This window comes from Pseudomonas sp. S30_BP2TU TE3576 (genome assembly GCF_050436025.1).
In the GTDB taxonomy this organism is placed as follows: Bacteria; Pseudomonadota; Gammaproteobacteria; order Pseudomonadales; family Pseudomonadaceae; genus Aquipseudomonas.
Genome location: NZ_JBNDLK010000001.1, coordinates 4,154,743 through 4,178,041 on the forward strand (window position 1 = coordinate 4,154,743; position 23,299 = coordinate 4,178,041).

A 23,299-nucleotide genomic window follows, 5' to 3' on the forward strand; every position below is an offset into this window, starting at 1 on the left:
AGGAAGTTTCAGATTTCTCCCACAGCGGTCAGAGCTGCAGGATCAGGGTTTTCAGCGGTGGTTGCTGATCCATCGACGGGAAGTCGGCGCCTGGCTTCATCACGCTCCACTCACGCACCGGCCGCCCGGCCTTCTCTGCGCAACGCAAGACCTGGTCGCGCCAGTCGTCCATGCTGACTTTCGCCAGGTTGTTGCAACAGATCAGCACGCCATTGTCGGCGGTGGTTAGCAGGGCCGGCTTGAGCAGGCTCTGGTAGTCACGCAGCAGGTCGACGGTGCCGAATGCGCTCTTGGCCCAGGCCGGTGGGTCCAGCAGTACCAAATCGTACTGACGCTGTTCCAGGCGCTGATAGCTCGGCAGTTTTTGCCCGCGGCGCTGGCTGATCGGCAGGCCGGCCAGTTGGCGAATGGCCGGGAAGTAGTCGGACTGGATAAATTCCATGGCCGGCAACTGCGGGTTGAGTTGGCCGTTCTCCCGGCCAACCGCCAGATTGCCTTCGGCGAAGTCCAGGTTGCAGACCTCGCGTGCGCCACCGGCGGCGGCACTGAGGCCGACACCACAGGTGTAGGCGAACAGGTTCAGCACGCTTTTGTTCTTGCTGTGATCCTTGACCCAGCCGCGGGTATTGCGCAGGTCGAGGAACAGCAGCGGGTCTTGTCCGGCGTGGCGACCCCGTACCCGATAGTTCAGGCCCCATTCATGGCCGACCAGGTCTTGCAGCGCGGCTTCGTCGGCGCGGTAGACGGTGTCTTCGCGATCGATACGCGAGTTGCCACGGGAACGGTCGTTGTAGACCAGCAGGGTGTCAAAACCCAGGTGTTGGTTGATCGCATCGTGCAGTTGCAGCAGCGCCTCGCGCTCCAGCGGCTGGTGGAAACTCTGTACCAGCAATTGCGGGCCGTAGCGATCGATGGTCAGGCCACCGGCACCTTCCTGGCTGCCGTGGAACAGGCGATAGCAATCGGTGCCTTGCTGGTGCAGTTCGGCGAGCAGGTCCTGGCGTTGATCGAGGGCGGCGCGCAGCGCCTGATTCAAGGAAGACATGCTGGGCGCCTTGCAGGAGAGAATTGGGCGCGGGAGTTTAACAGTTTTGGTGCGGGACCGAGGCGCGGCCTTCGCGAGCAAGCCCGCTCCCACATCGGATTTTCTGTGAACATAAAACTTGCATTCGACATAGATCCAATGTGGGAGCGGGCTTGCTCGCGAAGCTTTTGATCTTTGTTCTTTCTAAGTAATCCCCATCCGCCGCTTCGCCCGCTGCACCGATCCGTTACGCACCGCCCAGCGCAGCATCGGCGCGCTGCGATTGACGCTGGCGCGGATCAGCGTGCGTTGCAGCGGGCTCTGGCTGACGCCGAGCATATCGCTGGCCCAGTCAGGCAGCAGATCGATCCCGGCCTGCATCATCAATCCGCCGAAAGGCTTGGCCAGGCGGCTGGGGGAGGGCGCGTTCAACAACAGGCGCAGGACTTCGCGACTGCGTTCATCGCACAGCAACTGTGGACGCATGCGCTCAAGGTAGTCGGCAATTTCCTGTCGCGAACGGGGCACATTCCGGGCCCCGAGGCGTTCGGCGATCAGGGCAATTTCAGCGTAGTAGCGATCCTGGTCGACCGGGGACAGGTGCGGATTGCGATAGCGCAAATGCGCGGCCAGGAAGTTGCTGACTTCCGCCACGTGCACCCACGTCAGCAATTCGGGATCGCTGGCAGCGTAGGCGCGTCCATCCGGCGCCGTGCCTGTGATCTGCAAATGAATGGTGCGGACTTTTTCGATCAGCCAGTCGGCGTCCTGTCGAGAACCGAAGGTGGTGCCGGAGATGAACTGCCCGGTGCGGCGTAAACGGCCGAGCATGTCTTCACGAAAATTCGAATGGTCCCAAACCCCGGCCAATGCCAGAGGATGCAGGGCTTGCAGCATCAGGGCGCTGATGCCACCGATCAGCATGCTGCTGAAGTCGCCATGGACTTGCCAGCTCACCGAGTCTGGCCCGAACAGGCCGGGGTCGCCCTTGGGGTTTTCCAGGTCGAGTTTACCCAGGGACAAACCGCTCAGGCTCATGATCTGGGTTTCGATGCGGGTGCGGATGAATTCCATGACGACTCTGTAATTTTCTGTGGGAGCGAGCCGGCTCCGGGCGGCGTTCCGACGATGGACTTCAACGGTAACGCGTTTCTCCTGAATGTACGCGGCGCACTTGAGTTCATCGCGAGCAGGCTCGCTCCTGCAAAGGCCGGTACGTTATTGATTCAGGCGTTTATCGATCAGCCCTTGCACCACGCTCGGATCGGCCAGGGTCGAAGTATCACCCAGATTGTCCAGTTCATTGCAGGCAATCTTGCGCAGAATGCGCCGCATGATCTTGCCCGAGCGGGTTTTCGGCAAGGCCGGCGCCCACTGGATCAAGTCCGGTTTGGCGAAACTGCCGATTTCCTGGCTGACGAGGGCCAGCAGTTCTTTTTTCAACTCGTCGTTGGTTTCGACGCCGTTCATGGGCGTGACGAAGACATAGATGCCCTGGCCCTTGATGTCGTGTGGGTAACCGACCGCAGCGGCCTCGGCGATGCTCTCGTGCAGTACCAGGGCGCTTTCCACCTCGGCGGTGCCGATACGGTGGCCGGACACGTTGATCACATCGTCGATGCGCCCGGTGATCCAATAGTCGCCATCCTCATCGCGCCGCGCGCCATCGCCGGTGAAGTAGTAGCCGGGGTAGGGTTTGAAGTAGGTGTCGACCATGCGCTGCGGGTCGCGATAGACGCTGCGGATCTGCGCCGGCCAGCTGGACTTTATGACCAGTACGCCGCTGCCGGCGCCTTTGATTTCCTTGCCATGTTCGTCGAGCAACACCGGTTGCACACCGAACATCGGTTGCGTGGCGCAACCGGGCTTGATCCGCTGGGCGCTGACCAGCGGGCTGAGCATGATGCCGCCGGTTTCGGTCTGCCACCAGGTATCGACGATCGGGCAGCGCTCTTCGCCGACCTCATGGAAGTACCACTCCCACGCTTCCGGGTTGATCGGCTCGCCGACCGTACCGAGTAGTCTGACGCTGGCGCGGGATGTTTGCTTCAACGGTCCGGGGCCTTCGCGCATCAGTGCGCGCAGGGCTGTCGGGGCGGTGTAGAAAATGTTCACCTTGTGCTTGTCGATCACCTGCCAGAAACGCGAGGTACTCGGGTAGCTCGGCACGCCTTCGAAGATCAGCGTGGTCGCACCGTTGGCCAGCGGACCGTAGACGATGTAGCTGTGACCGGTGACCCAACCGATATCGGCGGTGCACCAGAAGACCTCGCCGTCGCGGTAGTCCAGCACGTACTTGAAGGTCATCGCTGCTTGCAGCAGGTAGCCACCGGTGGTGTGCAGCACGCCCTTGGGTTTGCCGGTGCTGCCGGAGGTGTAGAGGATGAACAGCGGGGCTTCGGCGTCCATCGGCTCGGGCGGGCAATCGGCGCTGGCATCGCGCAGGGCCTGCTGATACTGGATGTCCCGCCCTTCGACCCGGTTCACTTGTCCTTTACTGCGCTCGACCACCAGCACGGTGCTCACGTCCGGGCAGCTTTGCAGCGCCTTGTCGACGTTTTGCTTGAGTGGCACGACCTTGCCGCCACGCACGCCTTCGTCCGCGGTAATCACGGTGCGGCAGTCGGCGTCGAGAATACGGTCACGCAACGAATCCGGGGAGAAGCCGCCGAACACCACCGAGTGCACCGCGCCAATGCGGGTACAGGCAAGCATGGCGTAGGCCGCCTCGGGAATCATCGGCATGTAGATGCACACGCGGTCGCCTTTTTTCACGCCACGGCTTTTCAGCACGTTGGCCAGGCGGCAGACGTTTTCATGCAGTTTTTTGTAGGTAATGGTGGTGGAGTCGGCAGGGTCGTCGCCTTCCCAGATGATGGCGACCTGATCGCCGCGTTTTTCCAGGTGTCGGTCGATGCAGTTGTAGCTGACGTTCAATTGCGCACCGGCAAACCAGCTGGCTTCACCGGTTTTCAGGTTGTAGCGCTGGACGGTTTCCCAGGGCGCGATCCAGTCGAGAAAACGCGTGGCCTGTTCGGCCCAGAAGGTGCTGGGGTGTTCGACGGATTGGCGGTACAGGCGCTGATAGTCGTCTTGACTCAATTGTGCAGCCCGGCGGACGGCATCGGCTTTGGGGAACGTGCTGATATCGAACATGACGGTTCCTTATGCTTGTTTTGCGACAAGGATAAAGATGCGCCGAGAGGTCAATGGGTTCAAGTCGGATGCAAAACAACTGTGGGAGCGGGCTTGCTCGCGAAGAGGGCGGTACATTCAACATTCTGGTTGACTGAACCACCGTCTTCGCGAGCAAGCCCGCTCCCACATTGGATATTCATTGCCCACAGAGTTTGTGCTCAACACACACTTTGTGGGCTGGCTTCAAATCAACCGCGGTGACGACCACGGAAGTAATTGATCAGCCCTTGGGTCGAGGCGTCCTCGGCCGGGGTTTCTTCGCTGCCGACCAGGCGGTTGTAGACGCCTTTGCCCAGCTCTTTGCCCAGCTCCACGCCCCACTGGTCGAAGGCATTGATGCCCCAGATCACACTTTGCACAAAGACTTTGTGTTCGTACATTGCCACCAGAGCGCCGAGGCGACGCGGGCTGATGCGTTCGACCACCAGGGTGTTGCTCGGACGGTTGCCCGGGATCACCTTGTGCGGCGCGAGTTTGTGCACCTCTGCCTCACTCATGCCTTTGTCACGCAGCTCGGTTTCAGCCTCGGCAAGGGTCTTGCCGAGCATCAGCGCCTGGCTCTGCGACAGGCAGTTGGCGTACAGCCACTGGTGGTGGTCGGACACCGGGTTGAAGCTGACGATCGGCACGATGAAGTCGGCCGGGATCAGTTGGGTGCCCTGGTGCAGCAACTGGTGATAGGCGTGCTGACCGTTGCAGCCGACGCCACCCCAGATCACCGGTCCGGTGTCGGTTGAAACTGGTTTGCCGTCCTGGCGCACGCTCTTGCCGTTGGATTCCATATCCAGCTGTTGCAGGTGCTTGGTGATGTTACGCAGGTAGTGATCGTATGGCAGGATCGCGTGGCTTTGCGCGCCCCAGAAGTTGCCGTACCACACGCCGAGCAAGGCCAGCAGCACCGGCATGTTCTGTTCGAACGGTGCGCTCTGGAAGTGCTGGTCCATGGTGTAGGCACCGGACAGCAACTCCTTGAAGTTGGACATGCCGATGGCCAGGGCAATCGGCAAACCGATGGCCGACCACAGCGAGTAGCGCCCGCCAACCCAGTCCCACATCGGGAAGATGTTCTCTTCGCGGATGCCGAACGCTACCGCAGCGGCGTTGTTGCTCGATACCGCGATGAAGTGGCGATACAGCTCGGCTTCCGAACCACCCTGGGCCAGGTACCAGGCACGGGCGGCCTGGGCGTTTTTCAGCGTTTCGAGGGTGTTGAACGATTTCGACGAGACGATGAACAGCGTGGTCTCGGCGCGCAGCTTCATGGTCAGTTCGTGGAACTCGCTGCCGTCGATGTTCGCCAGGTAATGGCAACGCACGCCTTTCTGGGCGTAGGACAGTAAGGCTTCGGACACCAGCTCCGGGCCGAGGAAGGAGCCGCCGATGCCGATGTTGACCACGTCGGTGATCGGCTTCTCGGTGTAACCGCGCCACAAACCGTCGTGGATACGGCCGACGAGATCGGTGATCTGGTTCAGTACCTTGTGCACTTCCGGCATCACGTTGACGCCGTTGACCGACAGCTTGTCGCCAACCGGGCGGCGCAGGGCGGTATGCAAGGCTGGACGGCCTTCGGAAGAGTTGACGATTTCGCCGTCGAACAGCGACTTGATCGCGCCCTTGAGGTCGACTTCGTTGGCCAGGCCCACCAGCAGATTGCGGGTCTCGGCGTTGATCAGGTTCTTCGAGTAGTCGAGAAACAGGCCGCAACTGCTGAGGGTGAATTGGGTAAAACGCTGCGGATCGGCATTGAAGGCTTCGCGCATGCTGAAATCCTGCATGGCTTGGCGGTGTTCATTCAACGCTTGCCAGGCGGGCAGAGCGGTCACGTCATGAGGAGTGCGGTAATACGCCATCGCTGCGGGTTTCCTTTTTACTTGAACGGCCTTTAGAACACTAAAAATCCCGGGGCGCTATGGATGGGCGTTCCGGTCAACTGCGTCGACACGATTTCATGGCGCAGGGCGAATACAGTAAACCCCGCGCAATGATCTGTCTTGACTTTGTCTGACCTGCTTTCTGTACTTTTTTAACATCGAAATCAGGAACGGTCCGACAAACGGAAGAGACAGGACTCGGATCAGGCGACCTGAACCGGAATGGCGTTGCTGGTGTGGCTCAGTTCATTGCCCGGCGCCATGTAGAGCATGCGCGGCTTGAAGTTGAGCAGCTCGGCTTCGCTGTAATGGGCGTAAGCGCAGATGATCACGCGATCGCCAACCTTGGCCTTGTGCGCGGCGGCACCGTTGACCGAGATCATGCGTGAACCTTCTTCACCCCGGATGGCGTAGGTGGTGAAGCGCTCGCCGTTGTCGACGTTGTAGATCTGGATCTGTTCGTACTCATGGATGCCGGACAGGTCCAGCCATTCACCGTCGATGGCACAGGAGCCTTCGTAATCGAGTACAGCGTGGGTGACTTCGGCGCGATGCAGCTTGGCTTTGAGCATGATGGCGTGCATGAGTGTTTCCCAGGTCGGAATCGAACGGCGGGCAGTTTGCCCGAAGGCTTAAGAGGCAGCAATACAGTCTGTTTGGGCGCAGAAGCCCCACTGTGGGAGCGAGCTTGCTCGCGAAAGCGGTGGGTCAGTCAACATCTATGCTGAATAACAAACCGTATTCGCGAGCAAGCCCGCTCCCACATTTGTTTTGTGGTGTTCAGGCTGGGGTGTCGAGGTTCAGGTGCAGATTGTCGATCAACCGTGTCGTACCGAGGAACGCCGCCACCAGAATCACCAGGTCGCGATCCTGCGCCGTCGCCGGGCGCAGGGTCCGTGCATGGCGGATTTCCAGATAATCAGGACGCAGGCCAGCCGTTTCGAGCTGTTTGATCTGCGTGTCGATCAGCGCCGGGTAATCGCGTTCGCCCTGCTTGATCGCCTCACCGATCGCATTCAGCGTGCGGTAGACCACCGGTGCTACAGCACGTTGCTCTTCGCTGAGGAAACCGTTGCGCGACGACAGCGCCAGGCCATCGGTTGCGCGAACAGTGGGCTCGCCGATGATCTGGATCGGCATGTTCAGGTCATGTACCAGCGCGCGAATCACCGCCAGTTGCTGAAAGTCTTTCTCGCCGAAAATCGCCAAGTCCGGCTGGACCATGTTGAACAGCTTGCTGACCACCGTCGCCACGCCTTCGAAATGCCCCGGACGGCTGGCGCCGCACAGACCTTCGGACAATTGCGGGACACTGACGCGGGTCTGGCCGGCCATGCCATCGGGATACATCTCCTCGACGGTTGGCGCGAACAACAAATGACAACCGGCCTGGAGCAGTTTCTCCTGGTCGGCGGCGAGGGTGCGCGGGTACTTGTCGAGGTCTTCGCCAGCACCGAATTGCAGCGGATTGACGAAAACGCTCGCGACCACGAAGTCCGCCCGTTGGGAGGCTTTGGTCACCAGTGCAACGTGGCCGCTGTGCAGGTTGCCCATGGTCGGCACAAAGGCAATGCGCTTGCCTTCGCTACGGGCACGGGCCACGGCGGCCCGCAGTTCGCGTACGGTTTTTACGGTGTTCATGCAGAGAATCCGTGTTCGATCCCAGGGAAAGTCGCCGCCTTGACTTCAGTCACGTAGGCATTCAGTGCAGCTTCAATGCCGGTCTGGCCAGCCATGAAGTTTTTCACGAATTTTGGCACGCGGCCAGTAATGGACAGCCCCAGCATGTCGTGCAGAACCAGCACCTGGCCATCGGTGCGATTGCCGGCGCCAATGCCAATCACCGGAATCTTCACCGCCTGGGTGATTTCTTCTGCCAATTCACTGGGGACGCATTCGAGCAGCAACATGGCCGCGCCCGCCTGTTCCAGGGAAATCGCGTCGGCACGCATCTGCCGCGCCTGGTTTTCATTGCGACCCTGGACCTTGTAGCCACCAAGGATGTTCACCGATTGCGGCGTCAGGCCCATATGCGCGCATACTGGGACGCCGCGCTCGGCCAGCAGGCGAATCGAATCGGCCAGCCACAACGCCCCTTCAACCTTGACCATGTGCGCGCCGGCCTGCATCAACAGGGCGCTGTTGGTCATGGCTTGTTCGGTGGTGGCGTAGGCCATGAAAGGCAGGTCGGCGAGGATCAGGGCATCGCTGTTACCGCGTTTGACGGCGGCCACGTGATACGCCATTTCTGCGGTGGTGACAGGCAAGGTGCTGTCGTGGCCCTGCAAAACCATGCCGAGGGAGTCGCCCACCAGCAGCACTTCGACGCCGGCCTGATTGCAGGCATGGGCGAAGGTCGCGTCGTAGCAGGTCAGCATGGTGATCTTTTCACCTTTTTGCTTCAGACCTTGCAGGGTGGTCAGGGTGATGGCTGGCATGAAAAGTTCCTCATTCAGGCGCTGTGGAAACTACTGCGAGTAACGCGCGTGATTCTTCGTTAAATACAGGCGCACGTTCTTTTGTCGTGCTTTTAAGGCCTGGATTGCGCCCTTAAACGCCGTGTTGGCGGCAGCGGGACGCCTATAGTCGTGAGGAGAACGAGGGAAGTCAATTGCGTGTGTTACCGCATTGTTACGGGTGGGGTGTTACCGGGGTAACTGATGCGATTCAGCAGCAGATCTTGTGCTCGACACAAACCCAATGTGGGAGCGGGCTTGCTCGCGAAAGCGGTGTTTCAGCCAACATTGATTCTGGATGACACACCGCTTTCGCGAGCAAGCCCGCTCCCACAGGGGATTTCGGTCAATTTTGGGGCAGGCGTTCCAGGCCGACGAACGGGCATGCCTTGAGCAGTTCGGCCAAGGTCCGGCCATCGGCCAGTCGCAGGTCCGCAGGTGCCAATTCCGCGAGCGGATACAACACGAAGGCTCGCTCCTGCATGTGGTAATGGGGAACCTTGAGGCGCGGTTCGTCGATCAGGCGGTCACCGAACAGCAAAATGTCGAGATCCAGCGTTCGCGGTCCCCAGCGCTCAAGGCGCTCGCGACCCTGGCCGTTTTCGATGGCCTGCAAGGCATCGAGCAAGTCCAGCGCTGCCAGCGTGCTGTCGAGAGCGGCCACCGCATTGGTGTAGCGCGGTTGGCCAGGTAGCAGCGAGTCACTTTGATAAAACGCGGACACCCCGACCAGCTCCGATTGCGGCAACTGCGCCAGCGCCTCGACGGCACTGCGCAATTGTTCGGCGGGGTCAGCCAGATTGCTGCCCATGCCGATGTAGATGCGTTCCATGGATTACTCGCCCGTGGTGCTCGAAGCGCCAGCGGCGCGTTTGCGCTTGGAACCACCGCTGCGGCGACGCTTGCGCGGCGCGCCGGTGCCTTCGTCCTTGCCGCTGAGGTCGCGAATCATGTCACGGCGCTCACTGTCGTTGGCGTCCTGATAGTCCGTCCACCATTCGCCCAGGCCATCGGTCTGCTCGCCAGCGCTTTCGCGCAGCAGCAGGAAGTCGTAGCCGGCGCGGAAACGTGGATTGTCCAGCAGCAGATCGGCACGCTTGCCGCTGCGGCGCGGCAGGCGCTCCTGCATGTCCCAGATCTCGCGGATCGGCATGGTGAAGCGTTTCGGAATCGCAATCCGCTGGCACTGTTCGGCGATCAGTTCGTGCGCCGCTTCCTGCATCGCCGGAATCGGCGGCATGCCACGCTCCTGCAGGCGCAAGACGCGGGCTGGCAGGGCGGGCCAGAGCAGGGCTGCAAACAGGAACGCCGGGGTGACCGGTTTGTTCTGCTTGATCCGCAGGTCGGTATTGATCAGAGCTTCGCTGATCAGGGTGTGGGTGTACGTCGGGTTGTATTCCAGTGCTTCGGCGCTGGCCGGGAACAGTGGATCGAACAACTGCAAGTCGACCAGCATTTCAAACGTATCCGCGGCATGGCCGGAGAGGAACAGCTTGAGCACTTCTTCGAACAGGCGAGCCGACGGGATCTCGCGCAGCATTGGCGCCAGGTCGCGGATCGGCAGGGCACTGTGTTTTTCGATACCGAAGTTCAGCTTGGCAGCGAAACGCACGGCCCGCAGCATGCGTACCGGGTCTTCCTGGTAGCGTTGCTTCGGATCGCCGATCAGGCGGATCAGGTGATTGCGGATGTCGTGTACGCCGTTGGCGTAGTCGAGGATGCGTTCGCTGACCGGATCGTAATACAAGGCATTGATAGTGAAGTCGCGACGTTGCGCGTCTTCCTCCAGGGTGCCATAGACGTTATCGCGCAAGATGCGCCCGCTTTCGTTGCGGGAAGACTGGTTGCTGTCTTCCTCGTCTTCGTTTTGCGGGTGATTGGCGCGGAAGGTCGCAACTTCGATGATTTCGCGGCCGAAGTGGATGTGCACCAGTTTGAATCGGCGCCCAATGATCCGTGCGTTACGGAATTCGGCCCGCACCTGCTCGGGTGTGGCGCTGGTGGCAACGTCGAAATCTTTCGGTGTGATGCCCAGCAGCATGTCGCGCACGCAACCGCCAACCAGGTAAGCCTGATAACCGGCGCTCTGCAGGCGTTCAACGATATTCACCGCGTAACGGCTGAATTGCGCCTTTTGCAGCGAATGTTGGCCGCTGTTGAGCACTTCAGGCGTGCTGCGAATGTGTTGCGTAGGACGCTTGGGAGAACGGAATGACTGGAACAGCTTCTTCAGCATGGGATGCACTGTTTGAAGGAATGTTCGGCCATAACAGAAGAATGACCGCATGATGGGCGGGGATTCTAGCATTTAGTCGGGGGATGGTGTAGGAAGCTGCGCAAGCGCGTGAAGGACGTCTCTTAACGACATAAATGGCTGCCTGTAGCAGCTGTCGAGCAGCGCGAGGCGGCGTTCGGCGGCGAAGCCGTCGTGAAACCTGAATTTGCGGTGTGTCAGAAGGAACGAGTTGCCTGGATTTACGACGGCTTCGCCGCCGAACGCAGCCTCGCAGGCTCGGCAGCTGCTACATGCCAAACGCCAGAAACCACAAGGGGAGCCGAAGCTCCCCAAGAAGTAGTTGCATGCTCTATTTTTATTTTTGGTTTCGGGCTTCTTGTTTTTGTTGAGTGCCCTCGCCATGAAGCTTTCCTTCATGACCCTCCCAATCGGGAGCCAAGAGCAAACGGATTGCTTTGGTCGCTGAATTGCAGTGATCTTTCGATCCAACCAGTACAGGCTCTGTCTTAAGACAGTTTTTTGTTGTTCTCAGCCTGGTCGTGGGGCTAGCCCCAAATACAACGCCTCTCCAAAAGAATCAGTTAGCTGCGCCTCTCGCCGTCTTGTTTTTATTGTGCGTGAGTCGATTCGTCTTATTTTTATTGTTTTGTGCATTGCTTGTTATTGTTCTTGTACCAAACATATAGCAGGGTGCGTGCCAACTTTTTCAAAACCCAATAAAACAAGGGGTTAGGCCGATTGCCAGGTATTTCAAGGGCCAAAAAAAGCCGGGGCTTCGTTACCGTAAGCCCCGGCTTCTGTTACGTGAAAAAACTGAGGTAACAGTTTTTTCCACAAAGTCATGTGTTACCCGCACATGAGACAGGTGCGGTTCAGCTTTCGCTGGCCACCCCGGTCTTGCGACGCGGGATGCCCAGGCGCTGACGGCGCTCCCACAGGCATTTGCGGCTGACTCCGAGTTTGCGGGCCAGTTCGGTTTCGGTCATGTGGTCCTGATGCTCGAGGACGAAATGCTGGAAATAGTCTTCCAGGGAGAGGTCTTCGGTCGGTTCGTGGTTGTTGTTACTGGCACTGCCGTTGCCCTGTTGTGGGGGCAGGCCAATGAACTCATCGTCTTCCAGGTCGCCCAGCTCGATGTCGATGCCCAGCAGGTCGGCGGAAATTTCCGGGCTTTCGCACAGGATAACGGCGCGCTCGACGGCGTTTTCCAGTTCACGAACGTTGCCCGGCCAGGAGTAGTGGCGAATGGCTTGCTCGGCATCCGCGGCGAACTTCAGGTCGGTGCGGTTGATTCGCGCACTTTGCCGCGCCAGGAAGGCATTGGCGATTTCGTTGACGTCGGCACCGCGCTCGCGCAGGGCTGGCAGCTTCAGCGCGATAACGTGGAGGCGGTAATACAAGTCTTCCCGGAACTGGCCGATTTTCGCCAGGCTCTTGAGGTCGCGGTGAGTCGCGGCGATCAGGCGCACATCGACTTTTTGCGACTGCACCGAGCCCACCCGGCGAATTTCACCTTCCTGCAATACGCGCAGCAAGCGAGCCTGGGCTTCCAGCGGCAGTTCACCGATTTCGTCGAGGAACAAGGTGCCGCCGTCCGCCGCTTCTACCAGGCCGGCGCGCCCGGCGCTGGCGCCAGTGAATGCGCCTTTCTCGTGGCCGAACAATTCGGATTCGATCAGGCTTTCCGGAATAGCCGCGCAGTTCACCGAAATCATCGGCGCCTTGGCGCGTTTGGACAGGTTGTGCAGGGCGCGCGCCACCAACTCTTTACCGGTACCGGATTCGCCCTGGACCAGAACGTTGGAATCGGTCGGTGCCACTTTGCGGATCTTGCCGTACAGGTCCTGCATCGGCGGGCACGAGCCGATAATGCCGATTTCACCGTTGCTGTTGTCGGCACCGGATTTCGCCGAACCATTGGCGGCTTTGCCGGCAACGGCTTCACCGCCGGCCTGTACCGTTTGCCGGTCACGCAGGATTCGCGCGGCGGCTTGCAGCATTTCGTCGTGGTCGAACGGCTTGGCAATGTAATCGACAGCGCCCATTTTCATCGAGTCGACTGCCGAGCGCAGGCTCGCATAGCTGGTCATGATCAGCACTGGCGTGCCTTGGGCGAGCTTGATCAACTCCGTGCCAGGCGCGCCCGGCAGGCGCAGGTCACTGACGATCAGGTCGAACGAGGGAATGGTGAAGCGTTCTTGTGCTTCCTGCACTGAACCGGCTTCGCTGACCTGGTACTGGTTACGTTCCAGCAGGCGGCGCAAGGCGGAGCGGATAATGGTTTCGTCTTCGACGATCAAAATGTGCGGCATTGATTCGATACTCTCGACGGTCTCAGTTCACAGCGGACGTCGCTTCGACATGACGCGGCAAGGTAACCCTGATTCGGGTGCCGCGTTGGCTTTGAACATCAGCCGGGCTGTCGATGGTGATTTGTCCATAATGCTCTTCAACGATGGAATAGACCAGTGCAAGGCCCAGACCGGTGCCTTCGCCAGGGTCTTTGGTGGTGAAGAATGGTTCGAACAATCGGTCCATGATGCTCGACGGAATACCGCTGCCTTCGTCCTCCACGATCAGATCGACCGTGTGTTCGCCGGCTTCGCTCTTGACCCGTACCGCACTGCCGGGAGGCGAGGCGTCACGGGCGTTTGAGAGCAGGTTGATCAATACCTGGGCCAGCCGCTGCGGGTCGCCTTCGACCCAGTGTTCGGGGTCGCACAGGTTGTAGAACTGCACCTCGAAATTGCGCCGGTTCAGGGCCAGCAGGCCGATGGCATCCTGGGCCACTTCGGCCAGACAGACGGGCTCGTCGCTGTGCTGATGGCTGCCGGCATGGGCAAAGCTCATCAGCGACTGGACAATGCGTGATACGCGTTTGGTTTGCTCGAGGATCTGCCCGCTGATTTCCTTCAGCTCACCGTCTTCTTCACGTTCTTCGCGCAGGTTCTGCGCCAGGCACGCGATACCGGTGATCGGATTGCCGATTTCATGGGCCACGCCAGCCGCCAGTCGACCGATGCTCGCCAGGCGCTCGGAATGCACCAGTTTGTCCTCGAGCATCTGGGTTTCGGTCAAGTCTTCCACCAGCAACACCAGGCCACTGTTACCCGGTGCGAGCGGTTCGTCGATCGCCGCTTTGTGCAGGTTCAGCCAGCGAGTCTGGCCGTCGAGGGCCAGGTGCTGCTTGTGCAGGTGTTCGTCCGGCAGATTGATGAAACCTTGCAGCAACTCCTTCCATGGGTCGGCAATGGTGCTCAGGCGCGAACCGACCACACGCTGTGCGGCGATGCCGGTAAGCTCCTCCATGGCTTTGTTCCACATGAGGATTTCCTGATCCTTGGCCAGCGAGCACACGCCCATCGGCAATTCCTGCAGCGTCTGGCGGTGATAGCGGCGCAGGGCATCGAGTTCGGCGGCCAGGCCGGTCAGGCGCGAGTGGTAGTCCTCGAGGCGACTTTCGATGAAGTGGATGTCTTCGGTGACGTAGTTTTCGCCGCCAGCCTTGTACGGCAGGAAGGTTTCGACCATGTCCTGGGCCACGCTCGGCCCCATCAGGCCGGAGAGGTTGGCTTCGATGCGGTCACGCAAGCGACGCAGGGCATACGGCCGGCGTTCGTCGAATGGCAGATAAAGGTCGCGCAGGGCCTGTTCCACTTCTTTCTGTGCCGCTTTTGCACCCAATGGTTTTGCAAGCTGTGTGGCAAATTCCTGGGGCGAGGCGGCGTGCAGTTCGCGGCGCTGCGGGCGACGCACGTTGTCCACGGCACAGGCTTCGGCGGCGCTGGCCTCTTCGGTGCTGGCGTTGGTGAACAGCGAAATCAGGGTAAACATCAGCACGTTGGCTGCCAGCGAGGCAATCGCCGCCATGTGCCAACTGGTGTCGTCCAGCACGTAGATCATGTTCAGCAACGGAATGTAGAAACCTTGCAGGTTGCCGACCAGCGGCAACAGCATGGTCACCAGCCACACCAGAATTCCCGCCAGCAAGCCGGCGATGAAGCCGCGACGGTTGGCGGTCGGCCAATACAGGACCGACAGCACGCCCGGCAGGAACTGCAGCGTGGCGACGAACGCGACAATGCCGAGGTTGGCCAGGTCCTGTTCGGCACCGAGCATCAGGTAGAAGCCGTAGCCGGCCATGATGATCGCGACAATCAGCGCCCGGCGGGTCCACTTCAGCCAGCGGTAGATGTTGCCTTCGGCCGGAGGCTGATACAGCGGCAGCACCAGATGGTTCAAGGCCATCCCGGACAGCGCCAGCGTGGTGACGATGATCAGGCCACTGGCGGCGGATAGCCCGCCGACATACGCCAGTAATGCCAAAGCCTTGCTGTTGGCGGCGATGCCGATGCCCAGGGTGAAGTATTCCGGATTGGTGGTAGCACCCAGTTTCAGGCCGGCCCAGAGAATCAGCGGCACCGCCAGGCTCATCAGCAGCAGGAACAGCGGCAAGCCCCAGCTCGCACTGACCAGCGAGCGCGGGTTGAGGTTTTCAGTAAAGGTCATGTGATACATGTGCGGCATCACGATCGCCGAGGCGAAGAACACCAGCAACAGCGTACGCCACGGGCCTTCCTGCAAAGGCGTGTGCAGGGCAGCGAGCGCGGTCTGGTTTTGCAGCAGCCAAAGCTCAAGCTGTTGCGGGCCATCGAACACGCCGTAAAGCGCATACAGCCCGACACCGCCGAGGGCGATCAGCTTGATTACCGATTCGAAGGCAATCGCGAACACCAGGCCTTCATGCTTTTCGCGGGTGGCGATGTGGCGGGAGCCGAAGAAAATCGTGAACAGCGTAATCAATGCGCAGAAGCTCAGGGCCACGCGGTGCTGGACCGGCTCGCGGGTGAGGATGCCGATGGAGTCGGCGACCGCCTGAATCTGCAAGGCCAGCAACGGCAATACGCCGACCAGCATGAAAATCGTGGTCAGCGCACCGGCCCAGGTGCTGCGAAAGCGGAAGGCAAACAGGTCCGCCAACGACGACAGTTGATAGGTGCGGGTGATCTTCAGTATCGGATAAAGCAGCACCGGCGCCAGCAGAAAGGCCCCGGAGACACCCAGGTAGCTGGACAGAAAGCCATAGCCGTACTGATAGGCCAGGCCCACGGTGCCGTAAAACGCCCAGGCGCTGGCGTAGACGCCCAGTGACAGGGTGTAAGTCAGCGGGTGGCGAATGATCGCCCGGGGGATCATGCCCCGTTCACTGATCCAGGCCACACCGAACAGCACCGCCAGGTACGCGGCGCTGATCAGGATCATCTGGGTCAGGCTAAAGCTCATCGGCATCTTTTTGACTCTGCAGGATGAAGGTCACGACGATCAGAATCAGCCAGAGCAGATAAGGGCGATACCAGGCGCCAGTGGCGTCGATCCACCAATCCATGATGGCTGGGGAAAACAGGTAAATCCCCACTACCAAAAGCAGGACCAAGCGATAGATGTACATCCCGGCCTCTCTTTTTTATGCACGTGCCCGAAAACGTGCGGCGATGGTAACGGATGGGCGCGCCACTGCAAGTGCGATCACAACAGCTGTGCCTCGGGCAGGCTCAGTGTGCGCGGGATCAACGAGGCATCCCAGTGGGCAATGCCCCAATTCAGCACTTCCCGTGGCGTGGCATCAATCAGTTCGGTTCCCGGGTTCTGTCCCAGTGCGCGTAGCGCCCGCAATAACAGCGGCGTTGCCTGATCCTCGGTCAGCGGCGGCGAACGGTAGGATTTACCGAGTTTGTTGCCATCTGGCTGGGTAATCAGCGGGATATGCAGATAACGCGGTTGAGGCAGGCCGAGCAGTTCCTGCAGGTAGAGCTGGCGGGGCGTGGAGTCCAGCAGGTCGGCACCGCGAACGATGTCGGTGATGCCCTGCCAGGCATCGTCCAGGACCACGGCCAATTGATAGGCATAGAGCCCGTCGCGGCGGCGGATCACGAAATCGCCGACTTCCCGGCCCAGATGTTGGCGGTACTCGCCCTGCACCCGGTCGATGAAATGGTATTCCAGTTCCGGCACGCGCAGGCGGATGGCAGCATTGTCAGTGCCATGACCGGCATTGCGGCACAGGCCCGGGTAAATGCCGTGATACGGCTCCAGCTGTTTGCGTGAGCAAGTGCAGGCGTAGGCCAGGCCGTGATTGAACAGGCGATCGAGTACCTCGGCGTAGGCATCGTGCCGCTCGCTTTGGCGAACCAGGTCGCCATCCCACTCGAAACCGTAGCTTTCCAGTGCCTTGAGAATGGCCATCTGGGCGCCGGGTTCCTCGCGGGGCGGGTCAAGGTCCTCCATGCGCATCAGCCAGCGTCCGCCCACCGAGCGCGCATCAAGGTAGGAGGCTAGCGCTGCGACCAGTGAACCGAAATGCAGGTGGCCACTGGGCGTGGGGGCGAAGCGACCGATGTAAGTGGGGGAGGCGATGGCAGTCATGGGGGCAATATTACGTTGTCCTGGCTTGCGCAAATCACCTGTGGGAGCGGGCTTGCTCGCGAAAGCGGTAGGTCGGGCGGCATTAATGTTGAAGCTGATGGCCCCTTCGCGAGCGAGCCCGCTCCCACAGGTTTGCTGCTGAGGAGAATTTTAGAAACAAAAACGGAGCGTTCGCACGCTCCGTTCTTCGTTCAAGTCGCCATTACTTGCCGACTTGCTTTTCCTTGATTTCCGCCAGGGTCTTGCAGTCGATGCACAGGTCGGCGGTAGGGCGCGCTTCGAGGCGCTTGACGCCGATCTCGATGCCGCAGGACTCGCACCAGCCGTACTCTTCGTCTTCGATCAGTTGAAGTGTCTTGTCGATCTTCTTGATCAACTTGCGTTCACGATCGCGGGCACGCAGTTCGAGGGCGAATTCCTCTTCCTGGCTGGCACGGTCTGCCGGATCAGGAAAGTTGGCCGCTTCGTCCTTCATGTGGTCCACGGTCTTGTCGACACCTTCCATCAGCTCTTTTTTCCACTGATTCAGAACCTTGGTGAAGTGCTTGCGCATGGGCTCGCCCATGTACTCTTCGCCGGCTTTCTGAACATAGGGCTCGAAGCCGCTGATCGTCTGGTTTTGCTGCTTTGCTTGGGTGGACATGAAATAGACCGCCTCTACTCTTGTAATCCATCTGCGCAGGATTGCTCCATCACCGGCACCTGCCGGCCCTGCGGCTGCAAGCGGGCGAACTTACCAGATCAACTCGGGCCGCGCTACTCCCGGATGTCGAGCTCGCGGCACAGGGTGCTTGCCAATGATGACAAACTGTTGTCTGGTAGCTCTGGAGCCTGCTCAATTATTGATTTTAGTCAAACCTTGCGCTCGCGCTTGAGTCGTTTGTGACTGGGGTTACAAGGCCTCTGACCGCTTTAGGTTCTCGCTCGTTCCTGCGCTTGGGTAGAATCGTTTTTTTTTCCGTTGAAGGAAGGCCAATGGCTCAGTCCTACAGTGCCCGCAGTCGCGCGATCGAACCTTTCCATGTCATGGCGCTGTTGGCGCGGGCCAACGAATTGCAGGCGGCCGGCCATGACGTGATCCACCTGGAAATCGGTGAGCCGGACTTCACCACCGCCGAACCGATCATCCAGGCCGGCCAGGCTGCTCTGGCGGCAGGGCGGACCCGTTACACCGCCGCACGCGGCATTCCAGAGCTGCGTGAGGCCATTTCGGGCTTTTACCAGCAACGTTATGGTTTGAACATCGACCCGCGGCGGATCCTCATCACACCCGGCGGGTCCGGAGCGCTGCTGCTGGCCAGCGCTTTGCTGGTAGACCCCGGTAAACACTGGCTGCTGGCGGACCCTGGCTACCCCTGTAACCGGCACTTCCTGCGATTGGTCGAAGGTGCGGCGCAACTGGTGCCAGTCGGTCCGGATGTGCGTTATCAGTTGACACCTGGCCTGATCGAACGTCATTGGGACCATGACAGCGTCGGTGCATTGGTGGCGTCGCCAGCCAATCCGACCGGCACGATCCTGACCCGCGACGAGTTGGCGAAGCTGTCTGTCGCGATCAAGGAGCGCCACGGCCATCTGGTGGTCGACGAGATTTATCACGGCCTGACCTATGGCACCGATGCGGCCAGTGTGCTGGAAGTTGACGACAGTGCATTCGTTCTGAATAGTTTTTCGAAGTATTTCGGGATGACCGGTTGGCGACTCGGATGGCTGGTGGCCCCCGACGCTGCCGTCGGAGAGCTGGAAAAACTCGCCCAGAATCTCTACATCAGTGCTCCGAGCATGGCGCAGCACGCTGCGCTGGCCTGTTTCGAGCCGGCAACCATCAGCATTCTCGAAGAGCGTCGCGCCGAGTTTGGCCGGCGTCGGGATTACCTGCTGCCGGCCTTGCGTGAAATGGGTTTTGGCATTGCCGTGGAGCCGGAAGGGGCGTTCTACTTGTACGCCGATATCAGCAAGTTCGGCGGCGATGCCTTCGCGTTCTGTAAACATTTTCTCGAAACCGAACATGTGGCGTTCACCCCAGGGCTGGATTTCGGGCGTTATCAGGCCGGGCATCACGTGCGCTTCGCCTATACGCAAAATCTTCAGCGGTTGCAGGAGGCGGTCGAGCGCATCGCTCGTGGATTGCGGAGCTGGCAAGGCTGATGCGTTTTCATCCTCCCCTCGAAGAGGGTCGCCTGATCCGTCGTTACAAGCGTTTTCTCGCCGACATCGAAACCGTTGACGGCGAGTTGCTGACCATTCACTGCCCGAACACGGGCTCGATGCTCAATTGTCAGGTCGAGGGCGGGCAGGTCTGGTTCAGCCGCTCCAACGACCCGAAACGCAAGTTGCCTGGCACTTGGGAGATTGGTGAAACCCCGCAAGGGCGGCTGTTTTGCGTGAACACTGCCCGCGCCAATGGTTTGATCGAAGAGGCGCTGCGAGCGGGCGTCATCACAGAACTGAACGGCTTTACCGGGCTCAAGCGCGAAGTGGCTTACGGTCAGGAAAACAGTCGCATCGATTTCCGCCTCGATTATCCCGACGGGCCGGCCTACATCGAAGTCAAAAGCGTGACCCTGGGTTTCGACGGTACGGCGGTGGCGGCGTTTCCCGATGCGGTCACCCAGCGTGGCGCCAAGCATCTGCGGGAGCTGGCCCATCTGGCCAGGGACGGTATTCGCGCGGTGCAGCTGTACTGTGTCTGCCTGACCGATATCGAGGCCGTGCGCCCGGCGCAGGAAATCGATGCGGCTTATGCGCAAGCCTTGCGTGAAGCTGTGGCCTGTGGGGTTGAGGTATTGGCTTACGGTGTGCGGTTGAGCCACGAAGAAATGCGGGTCGACCGGCGTCTGGACGTGTTACCGGGTGGCTAAAGGCTGATCCAGATCCCTTGTTCATCCTCGCGACAGCTCACGCCGGTCAAGGCTTGCCCCGCGCAGGGGCCGGCGACGCATTCACCGTCTTCGATCAGAAACAGTGCGCCATGGGTGGCGCACTGGATCAGGCTGTTGCTGGGGTCGAGAAACTGGTCGGGATGCCACTCCAGGCCGACGCCCCGGTGCGGACAGCGATTGATATAGACATAAACCTGTCCACTACGGCGCACCGCAAAAAACTTTTGGCCATCAATGTCGAACCCGCGACTGCTGTCATTGGCCAGTTCGGCACCTGCGCAAAGCAACTTCATGTCTATCCTCGGTCCTGCGGCTCGTGACCGGACATGTCCGAGCTTAAGTATTGAATGCTATCAAATGGCTGACTTGCCCGTGGAATCCTTGGAAGGAAGCTACGCCTGACCCTGTCGGTACTTTTCAACAGGCAAAAAAAGACCCGGCAAGAGCCGGGTCAAATAACCGTGATTAGCCTGATGAGGAGATAATCCGAGAGTCCGAACCAAGGGCTTTTCAGAATATCGACCAGTCTCGCGACCAGTTGTGATAATCATATCGATTCTCATTACCAAGTCAACCGCTGTTTTTTGATTTCTTTGCGATTCGTCGAATTTACTTCTACAGGCCCTGTAATCATTGAGTTTCCGGTTGAAAAGCTTCAGAAATATTTACCGGATCAGTTCTTGTGGCGTGAAGAGATAGCTTCCAGTTGTTTGTTCAACGCTTCCTTGCGCTCGGCAGGAATGTCATTCCAGTGAACGTCCATCAGGGCACCTTCAATTGCGTACAACAACACCTTGGACGCCCGAAAACCGCGCGTGCGCACGGCCCGATAAGCATCCACCGCCCCGAGGCGACGCAAGTCCGACGCGCTATGGATGCCCACGGCATGCAGCCATTGCGCTGACGTCTTGCCAAGATTCTTCAGGTGTTGCAGTTCATCATTCATCAAGCCTCCTTGCGATGGCCGAATGGAGAGCGTGGGCAATCTTCTGAGGAGTGTAGCCATCAGTAGGAAACGCGTGATTGTTTGCTGGTTTTCGGCGCAAATGCTTCTAAGAGGCGAGTATTGGCAGAGTGTGAAAAATCCGCGAACACGGAAGGAAAAGGCGGGGAATGATCATGAATTACGGGTGAGCATCCCCGTAGTCCAGCGCTGCGAGGGGCGCTGGACGTATCAGTCCGCGACGTTGATCAGCGGGTGCGATAGCGCAAACGTGTGCCGAAGTTCATCGACATCAGGATTTCGTCGGCACTGAGCTCCACTGGAAAGTAGGCGCCGGAGATTTGCGCATGGGCCAGGCTCGCGCCTTCCAGGTTCGCTTTGCTGAAGTCGATGCCGCGCAAGTCGGCGGAACGGAAGTAAGCGTTGCTGAAATCCACACCGTCGGCATTCAACTCGCGCAGGTCCAGCCCCCGGAAGTCTCCACCCGCCATGTCGATGGGGCCATCCTTGGGGCGCTCACTGTTGAAGCCTCTGATGTCGTCTTTGTGCAGCAGGGCATAAAGCGGTGTGTCGAGAAGTTTCGGCTGGCTCATGTCGCATCACCTGATGGTTTTATGACGCCAGTATAGTGCCACTATTTGACAGTCGTGAAGCCAGCGCGGGCCTCACGACTGAAATAGTTTCTTACAGACCCGGAAGACGCTGGCGAATTTGCGCGACAACGGTATCGAGCGTCCCGCTTTCATTGGTCTGGACGCGCTTGCTGCAGAGGATTTCTGCGGGGGTCAGCGCTTCACGGCTGGCTTGTTGGGCTGCGATAACGGCCAGGGTGGCATCGGACGGGTCCTTTTTGTCTGCCTGGCGCAAGGCCAGCCAGCTTTCGATCACGGCCTGTGGCGCATTGCAGTCGAGGATCAGGAACGGTGCGCCCGTGGCCTCGGCAACCTTCGCAGCACTGTCGCGCTGATCACGCTTGAGGTAAGTGGCGTCGACCACCACCGGGAAACCCGCGCGCAGAATGACGTCGGCGATTTCGTGTAGACGGGCATAGGTGGCGGTGCTGGCGTCGGCACTGTAGATGCCGGCCTGTACGTCATTCTCGACGGTTTGCTCGCCGAACAGGCGCTTGCGCTCGACATCGGAGCGCAGGCGAATCGCGCCCAGGGCTTCGACCAAACGCATGGCGACATGGCTCTTGCCGACAGCGGAAACACCGTGGGTAATGGCCATGAAGCGCGAAGGAATAGTGCTGTAGCTTTCCGCCAGGTTGGCGTAGTTGCGGTACTGGCGCAGGGTCGTGGCGCGCTGCACCGCAGTCGCTTCTGCCGGCATGCTGAACAGGGCGACCTTGGCGCGAACCAGTGCGCGGTAAGCTTTATAGAAATTCAGCAGTTCGAGACCGCGATAGTCGCCGGTCAGCTCCAGGTACTGGCTGATGAAACGCCGCGCCAGGCACTTCAGTCCGCGATCTTCCAGGTCCATCGCCAGGAAGCCGGTGTCGGCATAAACGTCGGTAAAGCGAAACGGTTCGTTGAACTCGATGCAGTCGAAGATCACGACCTTGCCGTCGATCACGGTGGCGTTGCCCAGGTGGATATCACCATGGCATTCACGAATGAAACCTTCGGCCTTGCGCTGGGCGAACAGCGGTTTGAGGCGCTCGAAGCTGCTTTCGGCCCAGGCTTGCAGGGCGTCGAGTTGCAACAGGTCAACTTTATCGCTGAGGAACGGACGGATCTGTTCGAAGTTCTGCCGCACCGGTGCCATGACGCTGTCCGGTGTGCCTGCTTCGTGTCCGGCCGGCACTTTTGGTGCGCTGAGGTGGAAGCGAGCGATTTGCTCAGCCATCTCGTCGATGTGCGCGGTAGTCAGTTCGCCATTGGCTTGAAGGGTGCTCAGTAATCCGTTTTGCGGGAACTGGCGCATTTTCAGTACATATTCGATGGCCGGGCCTTCGCCACCCAATTGCGGAGCCTCGGCGCTGCCGGTGACGGGCAGCACTTCCAGGTACAAATCGTCGGTCAGGCGCTGGTTCAGGCGCAGCTCTTCAGCGCAAAAATGTTCGCGAGCCTCAAGGCCGGTAAAGTCGAGAAAACCGAAGTTGACCGGTTTCTTCACTTTATAAGCGAAGGGGCCGGTGAGAATGACCCAGGAGATATGGGTTTCGATGACCTGGAATCCTTCTACCGGGTGCGGGTAGAGGGCAGGGTTTTGCAGGGCAGCGATCAAGGTCTGGCTCACAGGCGATCCTTCAGAGTCTGGA

At 59.7% G+C, this 23,299-nt stretch carries 21 protein-coding genes; 2 read left to right on the forward strand and 19 right to left on the reverse strand.

Annotated elements, in window-relative coordinates; all coding sequences use genetic code 11:
* Nucleotides 1–28 precede the first annotated feature (28 nt).
* The 15 genes from ABIA48_RS18985 to dksA form a co-directional block, all read right to left on the reverse strand.
* Nucleotides 29–1,045 (reverse strand): class I SAM-dependent rRNA methyltransferase, encoded by a 1,017-nt coding sequence (locus ABIA48_RS18985; RefSeq protein WP_429490565.1) that lies wholly within the window; start codon nt 1,043–1,045, stop codon nt 29–31.
* A gap of 183 nt (nt 1,046–1,228) precedes the next feature.
* Nucleotides 1,229–2,098 carry an oxygenase MpaB family protein gene (locus ABIA48_RS18990; protein WP_429490567.1) on the reverse strand — a complete coding sequence of 290 codons (870 nt, stop codon included), beginning with the start codon at nt 2,096–2,098 and terminating at the stop codon, nt 1,229–1,231.
* 144 nt (nt 2,099–2,242) lie between these two features.
* Nucleotides 2,243–4,180 (reverse strand): acetate--CoA ligase, encoded by a 1,938-nt coding sequence (gene acs, locus ABIA48_RS18995; RefSeq protein WP_429490569.1) that lies wholly within the window; start codon nt 4,178–4,180, stop codon nt 2,243–2,245.
* Nucleotides 4,181–4,410: 230 nt separating this feature from the next.
* Nucleotides 4,411–6,075, reverse strand: coding sequence for a glucose-6-phosphate isomerase (gene pgi, locus ABIA48_RS19000; protein WP_429490571.1), 1,665 nt, complete (start codon nt 6,073–6,075; stop codon nt 4,411–4,413).
* Nucleotides 6,076–6,299: 224 nt separating this feature from the next.
* The gene (gene panD / locus ABIA48_RS19005; protein ID WP_108216463.1) at nt 6,300–6,680 is read right to left on the reverse strand and encodes an aspartate 1-decarboxylase; all 381 of its coding nucleotides are present in this window, start codon (nt 6,678–6,680) and stop codon (nt 6,300–6,302) included.
* Between the two features lie 196 nt (nt 6,681–6,876).
* Nucleotides 6,877–7,737: a pantoate--beta-alanine ligase gene (gene panC, locus ABIA48_RS19010; RefSeq protein ID WP_429490573.1), complete on the reverse strand. Its 861-nt coding sequence runs from the start codon at nt 7,735–7,737 to the stop codon at nt 6,877–6,879.
* Nucleotides 7,734–8,534, reverse strand: a complete 801-nt coding sequence (gene panB, locus ABIA48_RS19015; protein ID WP_429490575.1) for a 3-methyl-2-oxobutanoate hydroxymethyltransferase — start codon at nt 8,532–8,534, stop codon at nt 7,734–7,736. The genes panC and panB overlap by 4 nt, the downstream gene beginning before the upstream one ends.
* A gap of 364 nt (nt 8,535–8,898) precedes the next feature.
* A complete protein-coding gene (gene folK / locus ABIA48_RS19020) occupies nt 8,899–9,384 on the reverse strand; it encodes a 2-amino-4-hydroxy-6-hydroxymethyldihydropteridine diphosphokinase (RefSeq protein WP_007990944.1) in 486 nt (161 codons plus the stop codon).
* A gap of 3 nt (nt 9,385–9,387) precedes the next feature.
* Nucleotides 9,388–10,788, reverse strand: coding sequence for a polynucleotide adenylyltransferase PcnB (locus ABIA48_RS19025; protein WP_007990946.1), 1,401 nt, complete (start codon nt 10,786–10,788; stop codon nt 9,388–9,390).
* Nucleotides 10,789–10,860: 72 nt separating this feature from the next.
* A complete protein-coding gene (locus ABIA48_RS19030) occupies nt 10,861–11,205 on the reverse strand; it encodes a hypothetical protein (RefSeq protein WP_429490578.1) in 345 nt (114 codons plus the stop codon).
* 455 nt (nt 11,206–11,660) lie between these two features.
* Complete coding sequence (locus ABIA48_RS19035; RefSeq protein ID WP_429490580.1) at nt 11,661–13,100, reverse strand: sigma-54-dependent transcriptional regulator; 1,440 nt, start codon at nt 13,098–13,100, stop codon at nt 11,661–11,663.
* 22 nt (nt 13,101–13,122) lie between these two features.
* Nucleotides 13,123–16,077, reverse strand: coding sequence for a sensor histidine kinase (locus tag ABIA48_RS19040; protein WP_007990065.1), 2,955 nt, complete (start codon nt 16,075–16,077; stop codon nt 13,123–13,125).
* Nucleotides 16,061–16,237, reverse strand: coding sequence for a hypothetical protein (locus tag ABIA48_RS19045; protein WP_003176118.1), 177 nt, complete (start codon nt 16,235–16,237; stop codon nt 16,061–16,063). Before ABIA48_RS19045 ends, ABIA48_RS19040 begins: the two co-directional genes overlap by 17 nt.
* 77 nt (nt 16,238–16,314) lie before the next feature.
* Entirely contained in the window at nt 16,315–17,211 is an 897-nt protein-coding gene (gluQRS, locus tag ABIA48_RS19050; RefSeq protein WP_429490582.1) for a tRNA glutamyl-Q(34) synthetase GluQRS, read from the reverse strand.
* A gap of 202 nt (nt 17,212–17,413) precedes the next feature.
* Nucleotides 17,414–17,854: an RNA polymerase-binding protein DksA gene (dksA, locus tag ABIA48_RS19055; protein ID WP_007995322.1), complete on the reverse strand. Its 441-nt coding sequence runs from the start codon at nt 17,852–17,854 to the stop codon at nt 17,414–17,416.
* A 332-nt stretch (nt 17,855–18,186) separates the two neighbouring features.
* Here dksA and ABIA48_RS19060 point away from each other — a divergent pair, with 332 nt between their 5' ends.
* Both ABIA48_RS19060 and sfsA read left to right on the forward strand, forming a co-directional pair.
* On the forward strand, nt 18,187–19,359 hold the full coding sequence (locus tag ABIA48_RS19060; RefSeq protein ID WP_429490584.1) for a pyridoxal phosphate-dependent aminotransferase: 1,173 nt from the start codon (nt 18,187–18,189) through the stop codon (nt 19,357–19,359).
* Nucleotides 19,359–20,072 carry a DNA/RNA nuclease SfsA gene (sfsA, locus tag ABIA48_RS19065; RefSeq protein ID WP_429490586.1) on the forward strand — a complete coding sequence of 238 codons (714 nt, stop codon included), beginning with the start codon at nt 19,359–19,361 and terminating at the stop codon, nt 20,070–20,072. Before ABIA48_RS19060 ends, sfsA begins: the two co-directional genes overlap by 1 nt.
* On the opposite strand, the gene ABIA48_RS19070 is transcribed toward sfsA, so the two are convergent.
* The 4 genes from ABIA48_RS19070 to ABIA48_RS19085 form a co-directional block, all read right to left on the reverse strand.
* On the reverse strand, nt 20,069–20,386 hold the full coding sequence (locus tag ABIA48_RS19070) for a Rieske (2Fe-2S) protein (protein ID WP_429490588.1): 318 nt from the start codon (nt 20,384–20,386) through the stop codon (nt 20,069–20,071). The genes sfsA and ABIA48_RS19070 overlap by 4 nt on opposite strands.
* Before the next feature lie 380 nt (nt 20,387–20,766).
* On the reverse strand, nt 20,767–21,039 hold the full coding sequence (locus tag ABIA48_RS19075) for a TfoX/Sxy family protein (protein WP_007971093.1): 273 nt from the start codon (nt 21,037–21,039) through the stop codon (nt 20,767–20,769).
* A 245-nt stretch (nt 21,040–21,284) separates the two neighbouring features.
* Nucleotides 21,285–21,629, reverse strand: coding sequence for a pentapeptide repeat-containing protein (locus ABIA48_RS19080; RefSeq protein ID WP_007990076.1), 345 nt, complete (start codon nt 21,627–21,629; stop codon nt 21,285–21,287).
* A gap of 91 nt (nt 21,630–21,720) precedes the next feature.
* Nucleotides 21,721–23,277, reverse strand: a complete 1,557-nt coding sequence (locus ABIA48_RS19085; RefSeq protein WP_429490590.1) for an AAA family ATPase — start codon at nt 23,275–23,277, stop codon at nt 21,721–21,723.
* Nucleotides 23,278–23,299 lie beyond the last annotated feature (22 nt).

Excerpts from the sequence above, each read along its gene's own strand:
- ABIA48_RS19040 (WP_007990065.1), bottom strand. The coding sequence starts at position 16,077 with ATGCCGATGAGCTTTAGCCTGACCCAGATGATCCTGATCAGCGCCGCG.
- ABIA48_RS18990 (WP_429490567.1), bottom strand. The coding sequence starts at position 2,098 with ATGGAATTCATCCGCACCCGCATCGAAACCCAGATCATGAGCCTGAGC.
- ABIA48_RS19060 (WP_429490584.1), top strand. The coding sequence starts at position 18,187 with ATGGCTCAGTCCTACAGTGCCCGCAGTCGCGCGATCGAACCTTTCCAT.
- pgi (WP_429490571.1), bottom strand. The coding sequence starts at position 6,075 with ATGGCGTATTACCGCACTCCTCATGACGTGACCGCTCTGCCCGCCTGG.
- ABIA48_RS19035 (WP_429490580.1), bottom strand. The coding sequence starts at position 13,100 with ATGCCGCACATTTTGATCGTCGAAGACGAAACCATTATCCGCTCCGCC.
- acs (WP_429490569.1), bottom strand. The coding sequence starts at position 4,180 with ATGTTCGATATCAGCACGTTCCCCAAAGCCGATGCCGTCCGCCGGGCT.
- dksA (WP_007995322.1), bottom strand. The coding sequence starts at position 17,854 with ATGTCCACCCAAGCAAAGCAGCAAAACCAGACGATCAGCGGCTTCGAG.
- ABIA48_RS19030 (WP_429490578.1), bottom strand. The coding sequence starts at position 11,205 with ATGAAGGAAAGCTTCATGGCGAGGGCACTCAACAAAAACAAGAAGCCC.
- panD (WP_108216463.1), bottom strand. The coding sequence starts at position 6,680 with ATGCACGCCATCATGCTCAAAGCCAAGCTGCATCGCGCCGAAGTCACC.
- ABIA48_RS18985 (WP_429490565.1), bottom strand. The coding sequence starts at position 1,045 with ATGTCTTCCTTGAATCAGGCGCTGCGCGCCGCCCTCGATCAACGCCAG.
- ABIA48_RS19070 (WP_429490588.1), bottom strand. The coding sequence starts at position 20,386 with ATGAAGTTGCTTTGCGCAGGTGCCGAACTGGCCAATGACAGCAGTCGC.
- folK (WP_007990944.1), bottom strand. The coding sequence starts at position 9,384 with ATGGAACGCATCTACATCGGCATGGGCAGCAATCTGGCTGACCCCGCC.
- ABIA48_RS19025 (WP_007990946.1), bottom strand. The coding sequence starts at position 10,788 with ATGCTGAAGAAGCTGTTCCAGTCATTCCGTTCTCCCAAGCGTCCTACG.
- sfsA (WP_429490586.1), top strand. The coding sequence starts at position 19,359 with ATGCGTTTTCATCCTCCCCTCGAAGAGGGTCGCCTGATCCGTCGTTAC.
- panB (WP_429490575.1), bottom strand. The coding sequence starts at position 8,534 with ATGCCAGCCATCACCCTGACCACCCTGCAAGGTCTGAAGCAAAAAGGT.
- ABIA48_RS19080 (WP_007990076.1), bottom strand. The coding sequence starts at position 21,629 with ATGAGCCAGCCGAAACTTCTCGACACACCGCTTTATGCCCTGCTGCAC.
- ABIA48_RS19075 (WP_007971093.1), bottom strand. The coding sequence starts at position 21,039 with ATGAATGATGAACTGCAACACCTGAAGAATCTTGGCAAGACGTCAGCG.
- gluQRS (WP_429490582.1), bottom strand. The coding sequence starts at position 17,211 with ATGACTGCCATCGCCTCCCCCACTTACATCGGTCGCTTCGCCCCCACG.
- ABIA48_RS19045 (WP_003176118.1), bottom strand. The coding sequence starts at position 16,237 with ATGTACATCTATCGCTTGGTCCTGCTTTTGGTAGTGGGGATTTACCTG.
- panC (WP_429490573.1), bottom strand. The coding sequence starts at position 7,737 with ATGAACACCGTAAAAACCGTACGCGAACTGCGGGCCGCCGTGGCCCGT.